At 71.3% G+C, this 15088-nt stretch carries 12 protein-coding genes and 1 rRNA gene; 8 read left to right on the forward strand and 5 right to left on the reverse strand.

Going from position 1 to position 15088, the window contains the following annotated elements:
* The first annotated feature begins 6 nt into the window (after positions 1-6).
* Positions 7-123, forward strand: a 5S ribosomal RNA gene (gene rrf / locus ACFPIH_RS12280).
* Positions 124-232: 109 nt separating this feature from the next.
* Here rrf and ACFPIH_RS12285 read toward each other — a convergent pair.
* The 5 genes from ACFPIH_RS12285 to ACFPIH_RS12305 all read right to left on the reverse strand — a co-directional run bounded on the left by ACFPIH_RS12285 (position 233) and on the right by ACFPIH_RS12305 (position 6038).
* Entirely contained in the window at positions 233-1543 is a 1311-nt protein-coding gene (locus ACFPIH_RS12285; RefSeq protein ID WP_381169994.1) for a DUF58 domain-containing protein, read from the reverse strand.
* Positions 1543-2532, reverse strand: coding sequence for an AAA family ATPase (locus tag ACFPIH_RS12290; RefSeq protein ID WP_381169996.1), 990 nt, complete (start codon positions 2530-2532; stop codon positions 1543-1545). Before ACFPIH_RS12290 ends, ACFPIH_RS12285 begins: the two co-directional genes overlap by 1 nt.
* Positions 2532-3725 (reverse strand): DUF4350 domain-containing protein, encoded by a 1194-nt coding sequence (locus ACFPIH_RS12295; RefSeq protein ID WP_381169998.1) that lies wholly within the window; start codon positions 3723-3725, stop codon positions 2532-2534. Before ACFPIH_RS12295 ends, ACFPIH_RS12290 begins: the two co-directional genes overlap by 1 nt.
* The gene (locus ACFPIH_RS12300) at positions 3722-4432 is read right to left on the reverse strand and encodes a DUF4129 domain-containing protein (protein ID WP_381170692.1); all 711 of its coding nucleotides are present in this window, start codon (positions 4430-4432) and stop codon (positions 3722-3724) included. Before ACFPIH_RS12300 ends, ACFPIH_RS12295 begins: the two co-directional genes overlap by 4 nt.
* A gap of 256 nt (positions 4433-4688) precedes the next feature.
* Positions 4689-6038 (reverse strand): glycerophosphoryl diester phosphodiesterase membrane domain-containing protein, encoded by a 1350-nt coding sequence (locus tag ACFPIH_RS12305; RefSeq protein ID WP_381170000.1) that lies wholly within the window; start codon positions 6036-6038, stop codon positions 4689-4691.
* A gap of 140 nt (positions 6039-6178) precedes the next feature.
* On the opposite strand from ACFPIH_RS12305, the gene mtnA reads away from it, so the two are divergent.
* From mtnA to ACFPIH_RS12340, 7 genes are all read left to right on the forward strand, one after another.
* Positions 6179-7333, forward strand: coding sequence for an S-methyl-5-thioribose-1-phosphate isomerase (gene mtnA / locus ACFPIH_RS12310; RefSeq protein ID WP_381170002.1), 1155 nt, complete (start codon positions 6179-6181; stop codon positions 7331-7333).
* Positions 7334-7462: 129 nt separating this feature from the next.
* Positions 7463-8152: a two-component system response regulator MtrA gene (gene mtrA, locus ACFPIH_RS12315; RefSeq protein ID WP_381170004.1), complete on the forward strand. Its 690-nt coding sequence runs from the start codon at positions 7463-7465 to the stop codon at positions 8150-8152.
* A gap of 1 nt (position 8153) precedes the next feature.
* Complete coding sequence (mtrB, locus tag ACFPIH_RS12320) at positions 8154-10250, forward strand: MtrAB system histidine kinase MtrB (RefSeq protein ID WP_381170007.1); 2097 nt, start codon at positions 8154-8156, stop codon at positions 10248-10250.
* Positions 10240-12072 (forward strand): LpqB family beta-propeller domain-containing protein, encoded by a 1833-nt coding sequence (locus ACFPIH_RS12325; RefSeq protein ID WP_381170009.1) that lies wholly within the window; start codon positions 10240-10242, stop codon positions 12070-12072. Before mtrB ends, ACFPIH_RS12325 begins: the two co-directional genes overlap by 11 nt.
* A 146-nt stretch (positions 12073-12218) precedes the next feature.
* Positions 12219-13115: a ComF family protein gene (locus tag ACFPIH_RS12330; RefSeq protein WP_385876747.1), complete on the forward strand. Its 897-nt coding sequence runs from the start codon at positions 12219-12221 to the stop codon at positions 13113-13115.
* A gap of 314 nt (positions 13116-13429) precedes the next feature.
* Entirely contained in the window at positions 13430-14122 is a 693-nt protein-coding gene (hpf, locus tag ACFPIH_RS12335) for a ribosome hibernation-promoting factor, HPF/YfiA family (protein ID WP_381170013.1), read from the forward strand.
* 204 nt (positions 14123-14326) lie between these two features.
* Positions 14327-15073 carry a response regulator gene (locus ACFPIH_RS12340; protein ID WP_381170015.1) on the forward strand — a complete coding sequence of 249 codons (747 nt, stop codon included), beginning with the start codon at positions 14327-14329 and terminating at the stop codon, positions 15071-15073.
* The last annotated feature ends 15 nt before the right edge of the window (positions 15074-15088 follow it).

Consider the following 15088-nt stretch of genomic DNA (forward strand, 5'->3'; position numbering starts at 1 on the left):
TAGTGTTTCGGTGGTCATAGCGTGAGGGAAACGCCCGGTTACATTCCGAACCCGGAAGCTAAGCCTTACAGCGCCGATGGTACTGCAGGGGGGACCCTGTGGGAGAGTAGGACACCGCCGAACAATCTTTAGGGAACCCCCGCACCGTTGGTGCGGGGGTTTTCTGCGTTTAGGGGTCGCGGTTGGTTGGGTGCTTTTCGGGCTCTCTGGCAACAGAGGGCCCGTTTTCTGGTTACAGGCGTCCTGCTGCTTTCAATGCCAGGTAGGCATCTGCCAGTGCCGGGGCGAGTTCGTCGGGCGTTGCATCGACCACCGTGACGCCGTGCCGGCGTAGTTGCTCGGCGGTGCGTTGGCGTTCGGTTTGGGCCTGGGCGGCGGCTGCGGCTTCGTAGACGGCGTCAGGGTTGCCGCGGGACGTGGCCATGAGGGCGATGTGCGGGTCGGCGACCGAGGCCACCAGGACGGTGTGGCGCTGGGTGAGCTGCGGCAGCACGGGGAGGAGGCCCTCCTCGACGGGGGCCGCGTCGAGCGTGGTCAGCAGGACGATCAGGGAGCGGTGGGGGGCCGTACGGAGCGCTGTGGCCGCGAGAGTGCGGGCGTTGGTTTCGACGAGTTCGGGTTCGAGGGTGGCCATCGCGTTGACCAGGGAGGGAAGGACGTCGCGTGCTGTACGGCCCTGGACGAGGGCGCGTACGTGGCGGTCGTAGGCGAGGAGGTCGACTCGGTCGCCGGCGCGGGATGCGAGGGCGGCGAGGAGGAGTGCCGCGTCCATGGAGGCGTCGAGGCGGGGGGCGTCGCCGACACGGCCCGCGGAGGTGCGGCCGGTGTCGAGGACCAGGAGGATGTGGCGGTCGCGTTCGGGGCGCCAGGTGCGGACCGCGAGCGTGGAGTGGCGGGCGGTGGCGCGCCAGTCGATGGAGCGGGTGTCGTCGCCGGGGACGTATTCGCGCAGGCTGTCGAATTCTGTGCCCTCGCCGCGGGTGAGGAGGCTGGTGCGGCCGTCGAGTTCGCGGAGGCGGGCGAGTTTGGAGGGGAGGTGCTTTCGGCTGGTGAACGGGGGAAGGACTCGTACGGTCCAGGGGACCTTGTGGGTGCCCTGGCGGGCGAGGAGGCCGAGGGGGCCGTAAGAACGGATGGTGACGCGGTCGGCCTGGTGGTCGCCGCGTCGGGTGGGGCGTAGGCGGGTTGTGATGCGGCGGCGTTCTCCGGCCGGGATGGTGAGGTGGTGGCGGGAGGCCTCGGTTTCGGTGCCGGGCTGCCAGCTGCTGGGGGGCCAGGCGTCGCGGAGGCGTGCGCGAAGGGGGCGGTTGGTGGGGTTGGTGAGGGTGAGGGTGATGTCCGCAGGGTCGCCGAGGCGGGCGGTGGTGTCGCCGGAGCGGGTGAGGAGCAGACGGCGTACGGGGGCGGCCAGGGCGTAGTCGCAGGCGCAGGCCAGGGCGAGGGGGGCGTTGACGGCGAGGATGCCCGTCCAGCCGGGTGCCCAGATGCCGACGGGGAGGGAGGCGAGGGCCGCGAGGAGCGCGGCGCGTCCGGTGGGGGCCATCAGCGGGGGACGGGGACGTGGGCGAGGACCGCGTTGATGACGGAGTCGGCCGTCACGCCTTCCATCTCGGCCTCCGGGCGCAGTTGGACGCGGTGGCGGAGGGTGGGGAGGGCGAGTGCTTTGACGTCGTCGGGGATGACGTAGTCGCGGCCCGTCAGCCATGCCCAGGCGCGTGAGGCGGCGAGGAGGGCGGTCGCGCCGCGTGGCGAGACGCCGAGGGTGAGGGAGGGGGAGTCGCGGGTGGCGCGGCAGATGTCGACGACGTACGCCGTGATCTCGGGGGAGATGGCGGTTTTGGCGACTGCTGCGCGGGCGGCTTCGAGGTCGGCCGGGCCTGCCACGGGGCGTACGCCGGCGGCTCGCAGGTCGCGGGGGTTGAAGCCTTCGGCGTGGCGGGTGAGGACGTCGATCTCCTCCTGGCGGGAGGGGAGCGGGATGGTGAGTTTGAGGAGAAAACGGTCGAGCTGGGCTTCGGGGAGAGGGTAGGTGCCCTCGTATTCGACCGGGTTCTGGGTCGCGGCGACCAGGAAGGGGTCGGGGAGGGGGCGGGGCGTGCCGTCGACTGTGACCTGGCGTTCCTCCATGGCTTCGAGGAGGGACGCCTGGGTCTTCGGCGGGGTGCGGTTGATCTCGTCGGCGAGGAGCAGGTTGGTGAAGACCGGGCCGGGCTGGAAGGAGAACTCGGCGGTGCGGGTGTCGTAGACGAGGGAACCGGTGACGTCGCTCGGCATGAGGTCGGGGGTGAACTGGACGCGTTTGGTGTCGAGTTCGAGCGCGGAGGCGAGGGCGCGGACGAGCAACGTTTTGGCCACTCCGGGGACTCCTTCAAGGAGAACGTGTCCGCGGCAGAGGAGGGCGACGACGAGGCCGGTCACGGCGGGGTCCTGGCCGACCACGGCCTTGGAGATCTCGGCGCGCAGGGCTTCCAGGGAGGCGCGGGCGCGGCCCGGATCCCCGGTGTTCCCGGCGTTGTCAGTGGTCGGGTCCATCATGGACGGCGTACCTCTCTTTCGAGGGCGTCGAGTTGGTCGGCAAGTGCGATGAGTGCCGCGTCGTCGCTGGGCGGCGGCCCGAAGAGGAGGGAGTGCAGGGGCTGTCCGTCGCCGTGGAGGTGGGCGGACAGGGCGGGGACGAGAGCTTCGGGCGTGTGTGCCTGGGCGGCGGGGATGCCTACGAGAGGGGCGAGGCGGGTGCGGGTGGTGGAGCGAAGAGCAGTGGCCGCGCGATCACGGGCGTTGGCCTTGCGGTAGAGGCGGGCGCGGCCTTCGACGGTTTCGGAGGCGCGGATCGCGACGGGGAGTTTTTCGGGCACGAGGGGGCCGAGTCGGCGTGCCCTCCACAGGGCGGCGAGGGCTGCTGCGACGAAGAGTTGCAGGGTGCCCCAGAGCCAGCCGGAGGGCAGCAGTTCGAAGAAGCCCTTTTCGTCGTCCTGGTCGGTGGAGGTGTCGGAGAGCGAGGGGAGGTACCAGACCAGATGCGGGCGGGAACCGAGGAGTTGGAGGGCGAGCGAGGCGTTGCCCTGCTTGTCGAGGCGGTTGTTGTAGAGGATGTCGGGCGCGCCGAGGACGACGGTGTCGCCGTCGCCGGAGGTGTCCGGGATACGGAGGAGGGTGGCCAGGCGCTGACTGGAGTAGCACTCGTCGGCGTTGAGGTGGCCTGTGGTGTAGCGGGTGCCGCCCGTCTCGGCGGTGCCGGCGCGCCGGGCGTCGGGCAGGGCGCAGTCGGGGGAGAGGGCGGAACCGCGGCTGGTGGCGGGGTCGGCGGTGACGCCGGGGGCGAGGGTGCCGACGGACGGGCTGCCGGGGGCGACAAGGACGGTGCGCCCGCCGGACTCGGCCGTCGCCGAGTGCAGCGACTTCTGCTGGCGTTCCGTCAGAAGGTCGGGGACGGCGACCAGGAGGGTGGTGTCGGAACCGGCGGCGGTGCGGGCGTCGGCGAGGGTGGTGACCACGCGGGTGGACACGCCGCGGTCGGCGAGGAGTTCGGCGACCGCGCGGCTGCCGTAGGGGTCGGCGGAGCGCGGGTCGAGGGCGCCGTGCCGGGCGTCGGACCGGAGGACGGCGAGCGTGACGGCCCCGGCGAGGAGGAGGGTGACGGCGAGAGCGATGCCTCGCGCGCGGGTCCACACCTGACGGGCCGTGGGCGAGGCCGAGGTGGCGGGGAGCGCGGCCTCCGTGGTCATTCGGCGGCTCCCTGGCGGGCGTTGTGCGGGGTGCTCGCCGCGAGTCGGGGTTTGCTGCGTTCCAGGTCGTGGTCGAGTTCGGCGATGCGGTGGTACGCCTGCTCGGTCGCCCGGCGGCCGCCGTATGTGACGTCGTCGAAGTCGCGGGCGGCGGCCCGTAGCGCGTCGGTGTGGGCAGGGAGGGTGCGGCCGGCTTCTGCGGCGGCCTCGTCGGCCGTGCGGCCGGGGCGGGTGTCGAGGAGGGCGCGTTCCTCGAGGGAGCGGACGATGGCGCGCATGCGCTCCTGGAGGGCTTGGTTCCAGTGGCCCTGGGCGGCGTGTGCCTCGGCGGCTGCGCGGTGTTCGGCGGCGCTGCGGGGGCGGTCGTCGAACAGGGTCGCGGCGGAGGCGGGTTGGCGGCGGGGGGTGCCCAGGCGCCACCACAGGGCGCCCACGGCGGCCACGACAGCGAGGACGACGACCACCACACCGAGCGTGCCTCCGGGGGTGACGGTGGACGCGGTGTCGAAGAGGTCGCCGATCCAGTCCCAGAGGGTGTTCAGGGCACGCTGGAACAGGCTGGGGTCGTTCTCGTGGTACAGGCGTTTGGACAGTTCACGCCGGGCCGCTTCCTGGGCGGGATCGCGGGGGATGGTGATCGGCGGCTCGCCGTCGGAGCGGGCCGCCGACAGTACCGAGCCGTCGGCTGCCCGTAGGAGGGCGTGCAGGGTTCTGTTGAGGGCGCGGGGCAGGGAGTCGGGTGCCGTGCCGATGGTGTGCGACCCGAGGTTCGGGGCGGCGTCGATGGTGTGCGACCAGGTGTTCGGGACCGGGGCGGCGATGCCCGGGCCGGACGTCGGGGCGGCCTCGGTGGCGTGTGTCAGGGTGGCGGAGGCCGCGTCGGCCGTGCCGGGCGGCACCCGTGGGGGCGTGCCGCCGGGCAGTGGCAGTGCTGTGAGAACTCCCCCCGTCCGACGCACCGCATCAGCTCCCGGGGGTGTTGCCGGGGGTGGGCGAGTCGAAGCCCTGCACGCCTGCGGCGCGGGCCAGATCGAGGTCGAGGGCCTCGCGGCGGATGCGCTGGTCGATGTAGAGGAGCACGACGACACCGGCCGCGATCGGGTACGTGATCATGGAGCCGATCACCGAGCCGATACCGCTGACGACGAGGTATGCCCAGCCGTAGCTGCCGGTGCCGTCGATGAGGCCACCAATGCCTCCGTCGCTCATCGCCGCGCCGGCGAGAGCGAAGGGGACGACGACGATCGCCGCGAGGAGGTTCGCGATGATCAGGGCGAGCAGCTGGATGCCGAAGATCCGCCACCAGGAGCCGCGGACGAGCTTCGCGGAGCGGCCCATCGCCTTCCCGATTCCCTGCTTCTCCAGCATCAGCGCGGGGGAGGCGAGCGAGAAGCGGATCATCAGCCACAGGGCGACGACGATCGCGCCGAGAGTGCCCAGGACCGCGAGTGCGGCCCCTGCCGCTCCGTTGCCGCCGGCACTGACCAGGGCGCCCGGCAGTACGCCGACGGTGCCGACCACAGCCGCGATGAGCAGCAGCAGGAAGATCAGGCCGAACAGTCTGGGCACCTGGGGGCGGGCGTCGCGCCAGGCGTCCTTGAGGTTGACCGGTTTGCCGAGTACGGCGCGGCTGGTGACGGCCGTGAGCAGGGCGGTCGCGATGATGGTGCCGATCAGGGAGATCAGCAGCACGACACCGGAGTTGACCATGACGTCGCGCATGGCGGTCGTCTGCTCGTCGAGGCTGGCGCTCGGGTCGTTGAGGGCGGAGGTGTCGGTGGTGCCGTCCAGGACCAGGCCCTGCAGCAGGACGACGACGGTCTCGGTGACGATCGCGACGGTCAGGGAGATGCCGAGGACCGTGCGCCAGTAGGCGCGCATGGTGGAGACGGCGCCGTCGAGGATCTCGCCGACGCCGAGCGGGCGCAGCGGGATCACGCCGGGCTTTGCCGCGGGCGGGGGGCCGCCCCAGCCGGCGCCCCAGCCGCCGGGCGCGCCGTAGCCGGGGTGGGCGGCGGGGCCGGTGGGAGCGCCGTATCCGCCGCCGGGGCCCATGGGCGGCCGGCCGGCCCAGCCGGGGCCGGGCGGTGGCGGCGGAGGGGTCTGGCCGGGTGCCTGCGGGCCTGTGGGCGCGGACCACTGGCCGGGTGGCGGCTGTTCCTTGGACCACTTCGAGCCGGGGCTCTGCGGCTGCGTACCCGGCTGCTCCGACTGCTCCGGGGGCTGCGACCCGGTGGGCCGGTCGGAGGTGCCGGGTTCCTGCCCGTCGGACGGGGCGGATCCGGGCGAGGCCCAGCCCGGAGTGTCTTTCATCGTCGCTCCTTCACGGTGCCCGTCCGCGGTCGCGGCGGCAGGTTGGGAGCCATCGTGCCATGGGGCGGCCAACGGGAGTCCGGCCGCGGTAGGGGCTGCACACCTTCAATAGTCCGCCGGACAACGGGCACACTGACCGCATGGCTGATCAGTACGCGCAATCCGGCGGGGACAACCGGCCGGCCGGGATACCTGCGATCCGTTGGGAGGAGCCACCCGAAGGTCCCGTCCTGGTGCTGCTGGACCAGACGAGGCTGCCGGCCGAGGAGGTCGAACTGGTCTGTACGGACGCGTCCGTGCTGGTGGAAGCGATCCGTTCGCTCGCCGTGCGCGGGGCGCCGTTGCTCGGCATCGCCGGGGCGTACGGCGTCGCGCTCGCCGCCGCACGCGGATTCGACGTGGACGAGGCCGCCACCGCGCTGGCCGGCGCCCGGCCCACCGCGGTGAACCTGTCCGTCGGCGTGCGCCGGGCCCGGTCCGCGTACCGGGCGGAACTCGCCAGGAGCGGGGAGCCCGGGCAGGGTGCGCGGGCCGCGCTGGCCGCTGCCCGGCAGTTGCACCAGGAGGACGCCGAGGCCAGTGTCCGGATGGCCGGGCACGGACTGGCGCTCCTGGACGAGCTGCTGCCCGGCGGCGGGCAGCGGATCCTCACCCACTGCAACACCGGCTCGCTGGTGTCCGGCGGCGAGGGCACGGCGTTCGCCGTGGCGCTCGCCGCCCATCGGGCGGGGCGGCTGAGGCGGCTGTGGGTGGACGAGACGCGCCCGCTGCTGCAGGGCGCCCGGCTGACGGCGTACGAGGCGGCGCGCAGCGATATGGCGTACACCCTGCTCACGGACAGCGCGGCGGGTTCGCTGTTCGCTGCCGGGGAGGTCGACGCGGTGCTGATCGGGGCGGACCGGATCGCGGCCGACGGCTCGGTGGCAAACAAGGTGGGGAGCTATCCGCTCGCGGTGCTCGCGCGCTACCACCATGTGCCGTTCATCGTGGTCGCGCCGGTGACGACGGTGGATCCGGACACCCCCAACGGGGCGTCGATCGAGGTCGAGCAGCGTCCCGGGTTCGAGGTGACGGAGGTCGCGGCGCCCCAGGTGCCGGTGACGGGGGCGGGCGGCGGGATTCCGGTGGCACCACTCGGGACGCAGGCGTACAACCCGGCGTTCGACGTGACGCCGCCCGAGCTGGTGACCGCGATCGTCACGGAGGAGGGCGTCGTCTCGCCCGTGACGGCGGAAGGTCTGGCCGAACTCTGTGGGCGGTCACGTCCCGTGACGGGCGGATTCGGAGAGAGCTGACAGCAGTGCTGACACCGGCGCTGACACCGGCGTCCACGGGCTCGGGCAGACAGTGACGGGTCGGTACGACTATCGTCACTGGTCGGTGACCCTGCTCACCTGCGTGACCTTCACCGTTATGAGAATGGGATGATGTCGTTTATGAAGGGACGAGTCCTTGTCGTCGACGACGACAGCGCACTGGCCGAGATGCTCGGCATCGTGCTGCGCGGTGAAGGTTTTGAGCCGTCTTTCGTAGCCGACGGCGACAAGGCGCTGGCCGCTTTCCGGGAGGCGAAACCCGATCTGGTGCTGCTGGACCTGATGCTGCCCGGGCGGGACGGCATCGAGGTGTGCCGTCTGATCCGGGCGGAGTCCGGGGTGCCGATCGTGATGCTCACGGCAAAGAGCGACACCGTCGACGTCGTCGTCGGGCTGGAGTCCGGCGCCGACGACTACATCGTGAAGCCGTTCAAGCCGAAGGAGCTCGTCGCCCGTATCCGGGCGCGGCTGCGCAGGTCGGAGGAGCCGGCGCCGGAGCAGCTGGCCATAGGTGACCTCGTCATCGACGTGGCCGGTCACTCCGTGAAGCGGGAAGGGCAGTCGATCGCGCTGACGCCCCTGGAGTTCGACCTGCTGGTCGCGCTGGCGCGCAAGCCGTGGCAGGTGTTCACCCGCGAGGTGCTGCTCGAGCAGGTGTGGGGATACCGGCATGCCGCCGACACCCGCCTGGTCAACGTGCATGTGCAGCGGCTGCGCTCCAAGGTAGAGAAGGACCCGGAGCGGCCGGAGATCGTGGTGACCGTCCGCGGCGTCGGTTACAAGGCAGGACCGAGCTGACATGTCCGGGGACAGTGCCGCTCAGGCCCCCGGCCGGTCCGGGGCCCGGCCGGAGCGGCCTGTCGGGCGGAAGACGATGGGCTCACGGTTCGGACGCCTCCTCGAGGGCGGGCTGCTGCACGGCGGGATACAGGGCAGCCCCGTCCTGCGCCTGCTGCTGCGCTGGGTACGCCGGCCCCTGCTGCCCGTCATGCGGCTGTGGCGGCGCAACATCCAGCTCAGGGTCGTCGTCACGACCCTGCTGATGTCCCTGGGCGTCGTGCTGCTGCTGGGCTTCGTCGTCATCGGGCAGGTGCGCAACGGCCTGCTCGACGCCAAGGTGAAGGCATCCCAGAGCCAGGCCACCGGCGGGTTCGCCGTGGCCAAGCAGAAGGCCGACGAGGCAGCCGGCGCCGGCACGGGCAGCGCCGACGGGACCGCGGTCGACGGCCATTCCTCGCAGAACGTCATCCAGTGGATGAGCGAGCTCGTCTCGTCGCTGTCCAGCGGCGGCCAGGGCGCCTTCGACGTGGTCACCCTGCCCCCCGGCGACGACAGCGGCGGCGGACGCGGACCGCGCGCCTCCGGCGGCGTCGACCCCAACAAGAGCGTCCCCCAGGACCTGCGCACCCGCGTCAACAGCAGCACCGGCGCGGCCCAGAGCTACACCCGCATCATGTACAGCAAGGTCACGGAGTCCAAGTCGGCTCTCGTCATCGGCAAGCAGGTCAACGACCCCAACGGCGACCCCTACGAGCTGTACTACCTCTTCCCGCTCACCCAGGAGGAGAAGTCGCTCAGCCTCGTCAAGGGCACCCTGGCGACCGCCGGGCTCTTCGTCGTCGTACTCCTCGGCGCGATCGCCTGGCTTGTGGTGCGGCAGGTCGTCACACCGGTGCGGATGGCTGCCGGGATCGCCGAACGGCTGTCCGCCGGGCGCCTCCAGGAACGTATGAAGGTCACCGGCGAGGACGACATCGCACGGCTCGGTGAAGCCTTCAACAAGATGGCGCAGAACCTGCAGCTGAAGATCCAGCAGCTGGAGGACCTGTCGCGGATGCAGCGAAGGTTCGTCTCCGACGTCTCGCACGAACTGCGCACACCCCTGACGACCGTGCGGATGGCCGCCGACGTCATCCATGAGGCGCGCGAGGACTTCGACCCCATCACCGCGCGGTCGGCGGAGCTGCTCGCCGACCAGCTCGACAGGTTCGAGTCGCTGCTCGCGGACCTGCTCGAGATCAGCCGCTTCGACGCCGGAGCCGCCGCCCTGGAGGCCGAGCCGATCGACCTCCGCGAGGTCGTACGGCGGGTCGTCAGCGGGGCCGCACCCCTCGCCGACCGCAAGGCCACCACCATTCACGTCCTCGGCGACCAGCAGCCCGTCGTCGCCGAGGCCGACGCAAGGCGCGTCGAAAGGGTGCTGCGCAACCTCGTCGTCAATGCAGTGGAGCACGGCGAGGGCAAGGACGTCGTCGTCAAGCTCGCCGCGGCGGGTGGCGCGGTCGCGATCGCGGTGCGCGACTACGGCGTCGGACTCAAGCCCGGCGAGGCCACCCGGGTCTTCAGCCGCTTCTGGCGCGCCGACCCGGCACGCGCGCGTACCACCGGAGGCACCGGCCTGGGGCTGTCCATCGCCCTGGAGGACGCCCGGCTGCACGGCGGCTGGCTGCAGGCCTGGGGCGAACCCGGCGGCGGCTCGCAGTTCCGCCTGACCCTGCCCAGGACGGCCGACGAACCGCTGCGCGGCTCGCCGATACCCCTGGAACCCAAGGACTCGCGGCGCAACCGCGGAATCGACGACAGCGGCCAGTCCGGCCGCAGCGGGCAGAAGAGCGCCACGGTCCCGGTGCAGCCGGCCACCGAACAGCTCTCGTCCGCACGGGCCCCGCTCACCCCCCGTATGGCGAGCGTGGCCCCCACGGCCGATCCGACGGCGCTGCCCGGCAACGGCGCACGCGTCGTCTCCCGGCCCGCCTCGGGTCCCCGACGGCCCGACGAGCCCGCCCGCGGCGACGCCCCGGAGCGGACCGACACGGCACAGAACGAGACCCCGCACCAGAACGGCGCCGGCCGGCAGGGCGAGGACCAGCAAGGGGAGGCATTCCGTGGGCGCTGACCGCGGGGCGGGCGAGCGGCGCACACCGGCGCGCGTGGTGACGTACGCCGTCTGTGGCGTCGTACTGCTGGCCGGATGCGCCTCCATGCCCGACAGCGGCGATCTGCGCGACGTCGAGTCGACACCGCGCCAGGACACCCAGGTACGGGTGTTCGCGATGCCACCACGGGACGACGCGCCGCCCTCGGAGATCGTCCAGGGCTTCCTCGAGGCGCTCACCAGCGACGACTCCGGCTACGCGACCGCGCGGCAGTACCTGACCGCCAGAGCCGCGCAGCAGTGGGAGCCGGAGGCCTCCACGACAGTCCTCGCCGACGGACCGGGCACCGAAGCGGGCCGCGCGGGCAGCCGGGAGGACGGCGACGACTACTCGTTCACCCTGACCGGCACCCAGGTCGCCACCGTCGACGCCCAGCAGTCGTACGCACCCGCCTCCGGCAGCTACGACCAGATCGTGCACCTCACGCGCGACAAGAAGACCAAACAGTGGCGCATCGACGCGCTCCCCCCGGGCGTCGTCATGGGCAAGTCCGACTTCCAGCGCAACTACATGTCGGTCAACAAGTACTACCTCGCCTCCAGCACCAAGTCCGCCTCCTCCGGGCAGCCCATGGCCGTCGCCGACCCCGTCTACGTGCGTGAACGCGTCGACCCCATGACACAGATGGTGCGCTCCGTGCTCAACGGGCCCACCAGCTGGCTCCGCCCCGTCGTCCGGTCGAGCTTCCCCACCGGCACCACGCTGAAGAAGGGCGTCACCTCACTCACGCCCGACGACCAGAACAAGCTCACCGTCCCGCTCAACGACAAGGCGGCCCGCGTCGGACAGCACAAGTGCGAGGAGATGGCCACCCAACTGCTGTTCACCCTGCAGAGCCTGGCCCCCACCATCGACGAGATCGCCCTGCGGGCGAGCGGCCGGCAACTGTGCTCCCTCACCGAGGAGCAGGCCGTCGCCGCACGCGCCTCCAACGACGACCCTGAATACCTGTACTTCATCGACGGTCGTCACCGGCTTCTCCGTATGACCGGCGGCGCCGGCGGCAGCACCACCAAGGCCGAGCCGGTCCCCGGCGAGCTCGGCGACGGCACCAAGGAGCTGCGCTCGGTGGCCGTGGCCCGCGACGAGCACAGCGCCGCCGGAGTCACCCTGGACGGCAAGAGCCTCTACGTCACCTCGACGGTGACAAGCGGCTCGCTGGGCGATCCCGTCCTGCAGAGCGCCGGAAAGACCGCGGCCGACCGGCTGACCACACCCACCTGGGACGCCCAGGGCGACCTGTGGATCGCCGACCGCAACCCGGACGCCCCCCGGCTGCTCCTGCTGCGGCAGGGCGGAGGCGAGCCCGTGGAGGTCCTCACTCCGCGTCTGGACGGCCGTATCAACGCGGTACGGGTGGCCGCCGACGGGGCGCGGATCGCGCTCGTCGTGGACAAGGACGGCAAGCAGTCCCTGCTCATCGGGCGGATCGAGCGGAGCACCGGCAGCGGGGACCAGCCGTCCGTGTCCGTACAGGAGCTGCGCTCCGCGACGCCGGAACTGGAGCAGGTCACCACCGTGGCGTGGGCCGGTGACAGCCGGCTCGTGGTGGTCGGCACCGAGTCCGGTGGCGTGGAACAGGTGCAGTACGTGCAGTGCGACGGATCCGTGCCCGAGGCGGGCACCCTGCCCGGTCTCACCGAGGTCAACAGCATCGCCGCCTCCGAGGACAGCGAGGCCCCGATGTTCGCGACCTCCAAGGACGGGCTGCTGTGGCTGCCTGGGGGCAGTGGGTGGCGGACGCTGAAGGAGACCGCGTCGGTCGCGTTTTATCCGGGGTGATTCCCCGGATAGGGGCATTCATATTGTCTTCCCCGGCCGACGGCAGTTTATGCGATCTTCGTCGGCTCTCGCGTTTTCCACAGGCCGCCCCCGAACGTTTTCCACAGGGGTGGTCGATCGCGCCGCCTCTCGGCAGAGTGGTCCCCGTGGAAGGCGTTCACAGGTGGTGGCAGGAACTCGCCGGCCTGGTGCTGCCGGCCGAGTGCGCGGGCTGCGGACGGGCCCGTACGGTGCTCTGCCCCGAGTGCCGTGCCGAGCTCGGCGGGAGCCGGACACACCGCGTCCGGCTGGATCCGGAGCCGGCCGGGCTGCGCGCCGTGCACGCGGCGGCGGTGTACGCGGACGAGGTACGGGCCGTGCTGCTGGCCCACAAGGAACGCGGCGGGCTGGCGCTGGCGAGGCCTCTTGGGGTGGCGTTGGCGGGGGCGGTGCGGGTGGGGCTGGGGGAGGAGGGGGTGGGGGTGGGGGAGGGGCCCCCTCCCCCCCGGCGAGGAAGCGTGCTGCTTGTTCCTGTCCCCTCCGCCCCCTCCGCCGTCCGGGCCCGAGGTCATGACCCCGCACGCCGTATCGCGCTCGCTGCGGCCGGTGAGCTGCGTCGGGGCGGGGTGCCGGTGCGGGTGGCGGCGGTGTTGCGGCAGCGGCGGGCGGTGGCGGATCAGTCGGGGCTGAACTCGCGGGAGCGGCTGGACAACCTGGTGGGGGCGCTGGCCGTGGTGCCCGGTGGGGTGCGGGTGCTGCGTGAGGGGGTGGTGGTGCTGGTCGACGATCTGGTGACGACCGGGGCTTCGCTCGCGGAGGCGGCGCGGGCCGTGCGGGCGGCCGTGGCGGGGGCGGGTGACGGGCGGGCCGGGGGTGGTGAAGGGGCTGCGGCTGTGTACATGGGTGCCACCCGGGAAGGGAAGGGGGTACGGCTGTCCGGCGCGAGGAGGGGAGGTGAAGCGGGAGTGTCGGCAGGGTCGCTGGTCGGCGGCGGTGCGGGTGACGTGCTCTGCGCGGCCGTGGTCGCGGCGGCGCCGGATTCCTTCGTAATAAACCGGAACTGACTGAGAACTTGCGTCGTTGCAGGTAATGACAGGGCCAATTCACCTGAACGGAGGTACGCCGCAGTAGAGGGTGACGACATCCGTCCGGGCGAGATATGTTCGGTTGTGAGGGAAAGCCGCAGGCCATACCTCTCATATCCGAATGCCGCGCTGCGGTTCCGGTAATCCCGCGCAGCGCCCTGGGGAGTAGATCTCGTCCATGGGGGAGGAGGAGGTGGAAGTCACCAAGTCAGCGGTTCCGGTGCTCACCGGAGCCTGGTGCAAAGGGAGATGCTCCGCACTGAAGGCGGAGTGATCCGGGAACGGAGTTCTGCGTGGACATCGTCGTCAAGGGCCGCAAGACCGAGGTGCCCGAGCGGTTCCGCAAGCACGTGGCCGAGAAGCTGAAGCTGGAGAAGATCCAGAAGCTCGACGGCAAGGTGATCAGCCTCGACGTCGAGGTGTCCAAGGAGCCCAACCCGCGACAGGCCGACCGGTGTGACCGAGTGGAGATCACGCTCCACTCCCGCGGTCCTGTGATCCGGGCGGAGGCATCGGCCAGCGACGCGTATGCGGCACTCGACCTGGCGGCGGAGAAGCTGGATGCCCAGCTGCGCAAGCAGCACGACAAGCGTTACACGCGCCGTGGCTCGCGCCGGCTCACGGCAGCAGAGGTTCCCGACCACGTCCCGGGCGTGGCGACGCTCAACGGCAACGGCCGTCCCGTTCCCTCCGACGCGTCGGACAGCGTGCCGACCAAGAAGATCGGCTCGCTGGAGGTGCAGGGCGACGGCCCCCTCGTGGTGCGCGAGAAGACCCACGTCGCCGCTCCGATGACCCTCGACCAGGCTCTCTACGAGATGGAGCTGGTCGGCCACGACTTCTATCTGTTCGTCGACTCCGAGACCAAGCAGCCCAGCGTCGTCTACCGGCGGCACGCCTACGACTACGGCGTGATCCACCTCGACACGGACCCGATGGTCGCCCAGGTGCACGCCCCCGAGGCGGGCGGCGCGCTGGGCGGCTGACGCGGGCCGGAGACAGCCGAGCGGTGTGCCCCTGAGCGCTTGTGCGCCCCCAGGGGCACCCGCGTGCGACCCCTTCGGGCACCGTACTGTCCCCGCGTTGTCACCCGGGCATGGAATCATGGCGGCAACGGCTCAACCGGTGGGTTGTTACCTTGGGTTGGCGATGGCTCACGACCACGGCCGCAGCCTTCAGGGGGAGGAACGATGGCGGACAGCTTCGGACCGATGCATGACGGGGATGCCACCGACGGCGTCGTCGGCATGGGCCCGGACGGGGGCACTTCACGCAAGGAGCCGATCAGAGTCCTTGTCGTGGACGACCATGCCCTGTTCCGCCGCGGACTGGAGATCGTGCTCGCGGCCGAGGAGGACATCCAGGTCGTCGGCGAGGCCGGGGACGGCGCGGAGGCCGTCGACAAGGCGGCCGACCTGCTGCCGGACATCGTGCTGATGGATGTACGGATGCCCAAGCGCGGCGGTATCGAGGCGTGCACCTCCATCAAGGAGGTGGCTCCCAGCGCGAAGATCATCATGCTGACGATCAGCGACGAGGAGGCGGACCTCTACGACGCGATCAAGGCGGGCGCGACCGGCTATCTCCTGAAGGAGATCTCGACGGACGAGGTCGCCACCGCGATCCGCGCGGTCGCGGACGGGCAGTCGCAGATCAGTCCCTCGATGGCGTCGAAGCTGCTCACCGAGTTCAAGTCGATGATCCAGCGGACCGACGAGCGCCGGCTCGTGCCCGCGCCGCGGCTGACGGACCGTGAGCTGGAAGTGCTCAAGCTGGTCGCCACCGGGATGAACAACCGTGACATCGCCAAGGAGTTGTTCATCTCCGAGAACACCGTGAAGAACCATGTGCGCAACATCCTGGAGAAGCTGCAACTGCACTCCAGGATGGAGGCCGTGGTGTACGCGATGCGGGAGAAGATCCTCGAGATCCGTTGAGGCCGGCCGGTTCTG

The sequence above is a fragment of the Streptomyces vulcanius genome (assembly GCF_042653945.1).
GTDB lineage: Bacteria > Actinomycetota > Actinomycetes > Streptomycetales > Streptomycetaceae > Streptomyces > Streptomyces mangrovi.

Coding starts and splice junctions, on each gene's coding strand:
- mtrA (WP_381170004.1), top strand. CDS start 7,463: ATGATGTCGTTTATGAAGGGACGAGTCCTTGTCGTCGACGACGACAGC.
- mtrB (WP_381170007.1), top strand. CDS start 8,154: ATGTCCGGGGACAGTGCCGCTCAGGCCCCCGGCCGGTCCGGGGCCCGG.
- mtnA (WP_381170002.1), top strand. CDS start 6,179: ATGGCTGATCAGTACGCGCAATCCGGCGGGGACAACCGGCCGGCCGGG.
- ACFPIH_RS12340 (WP_381170015.1), top strand. CDS start 14,327: ATGGCGGACAGCTTCGGACCGATGCATGACGGGGATGCCACCGACGGC.
- ACFPIH_RS12295 (WP_381169998.1), bottom strand. CDS start 3,725: ATGACCACGGAGGCCGCGCTCCCCGCCACCTCGGCCTCGCCCACGGCC.
- ACFPIH_RS12305 (WP_381170000.1), bottom strand. CDS start 6,038: ATGAAAGACACTCCGGGCTGGGCCTCGCCCGGATCCGCCCCGTCCGAC.
- ACFPIH_RS12290 (WP_381169996.1), bottom strand. CDS start 2,532: ATGGACCCGACCACTGACAACGCCGGGAACACCGGGGATCCGGGCCGC.
- ACFPIH_RS12285 (WP_381169994.1), bottom strand. CDS start 1,543: ATGGCCCCCACCGGACGCGCCGCGCTCCTCGCGGCCCTCGCCTCCCTC.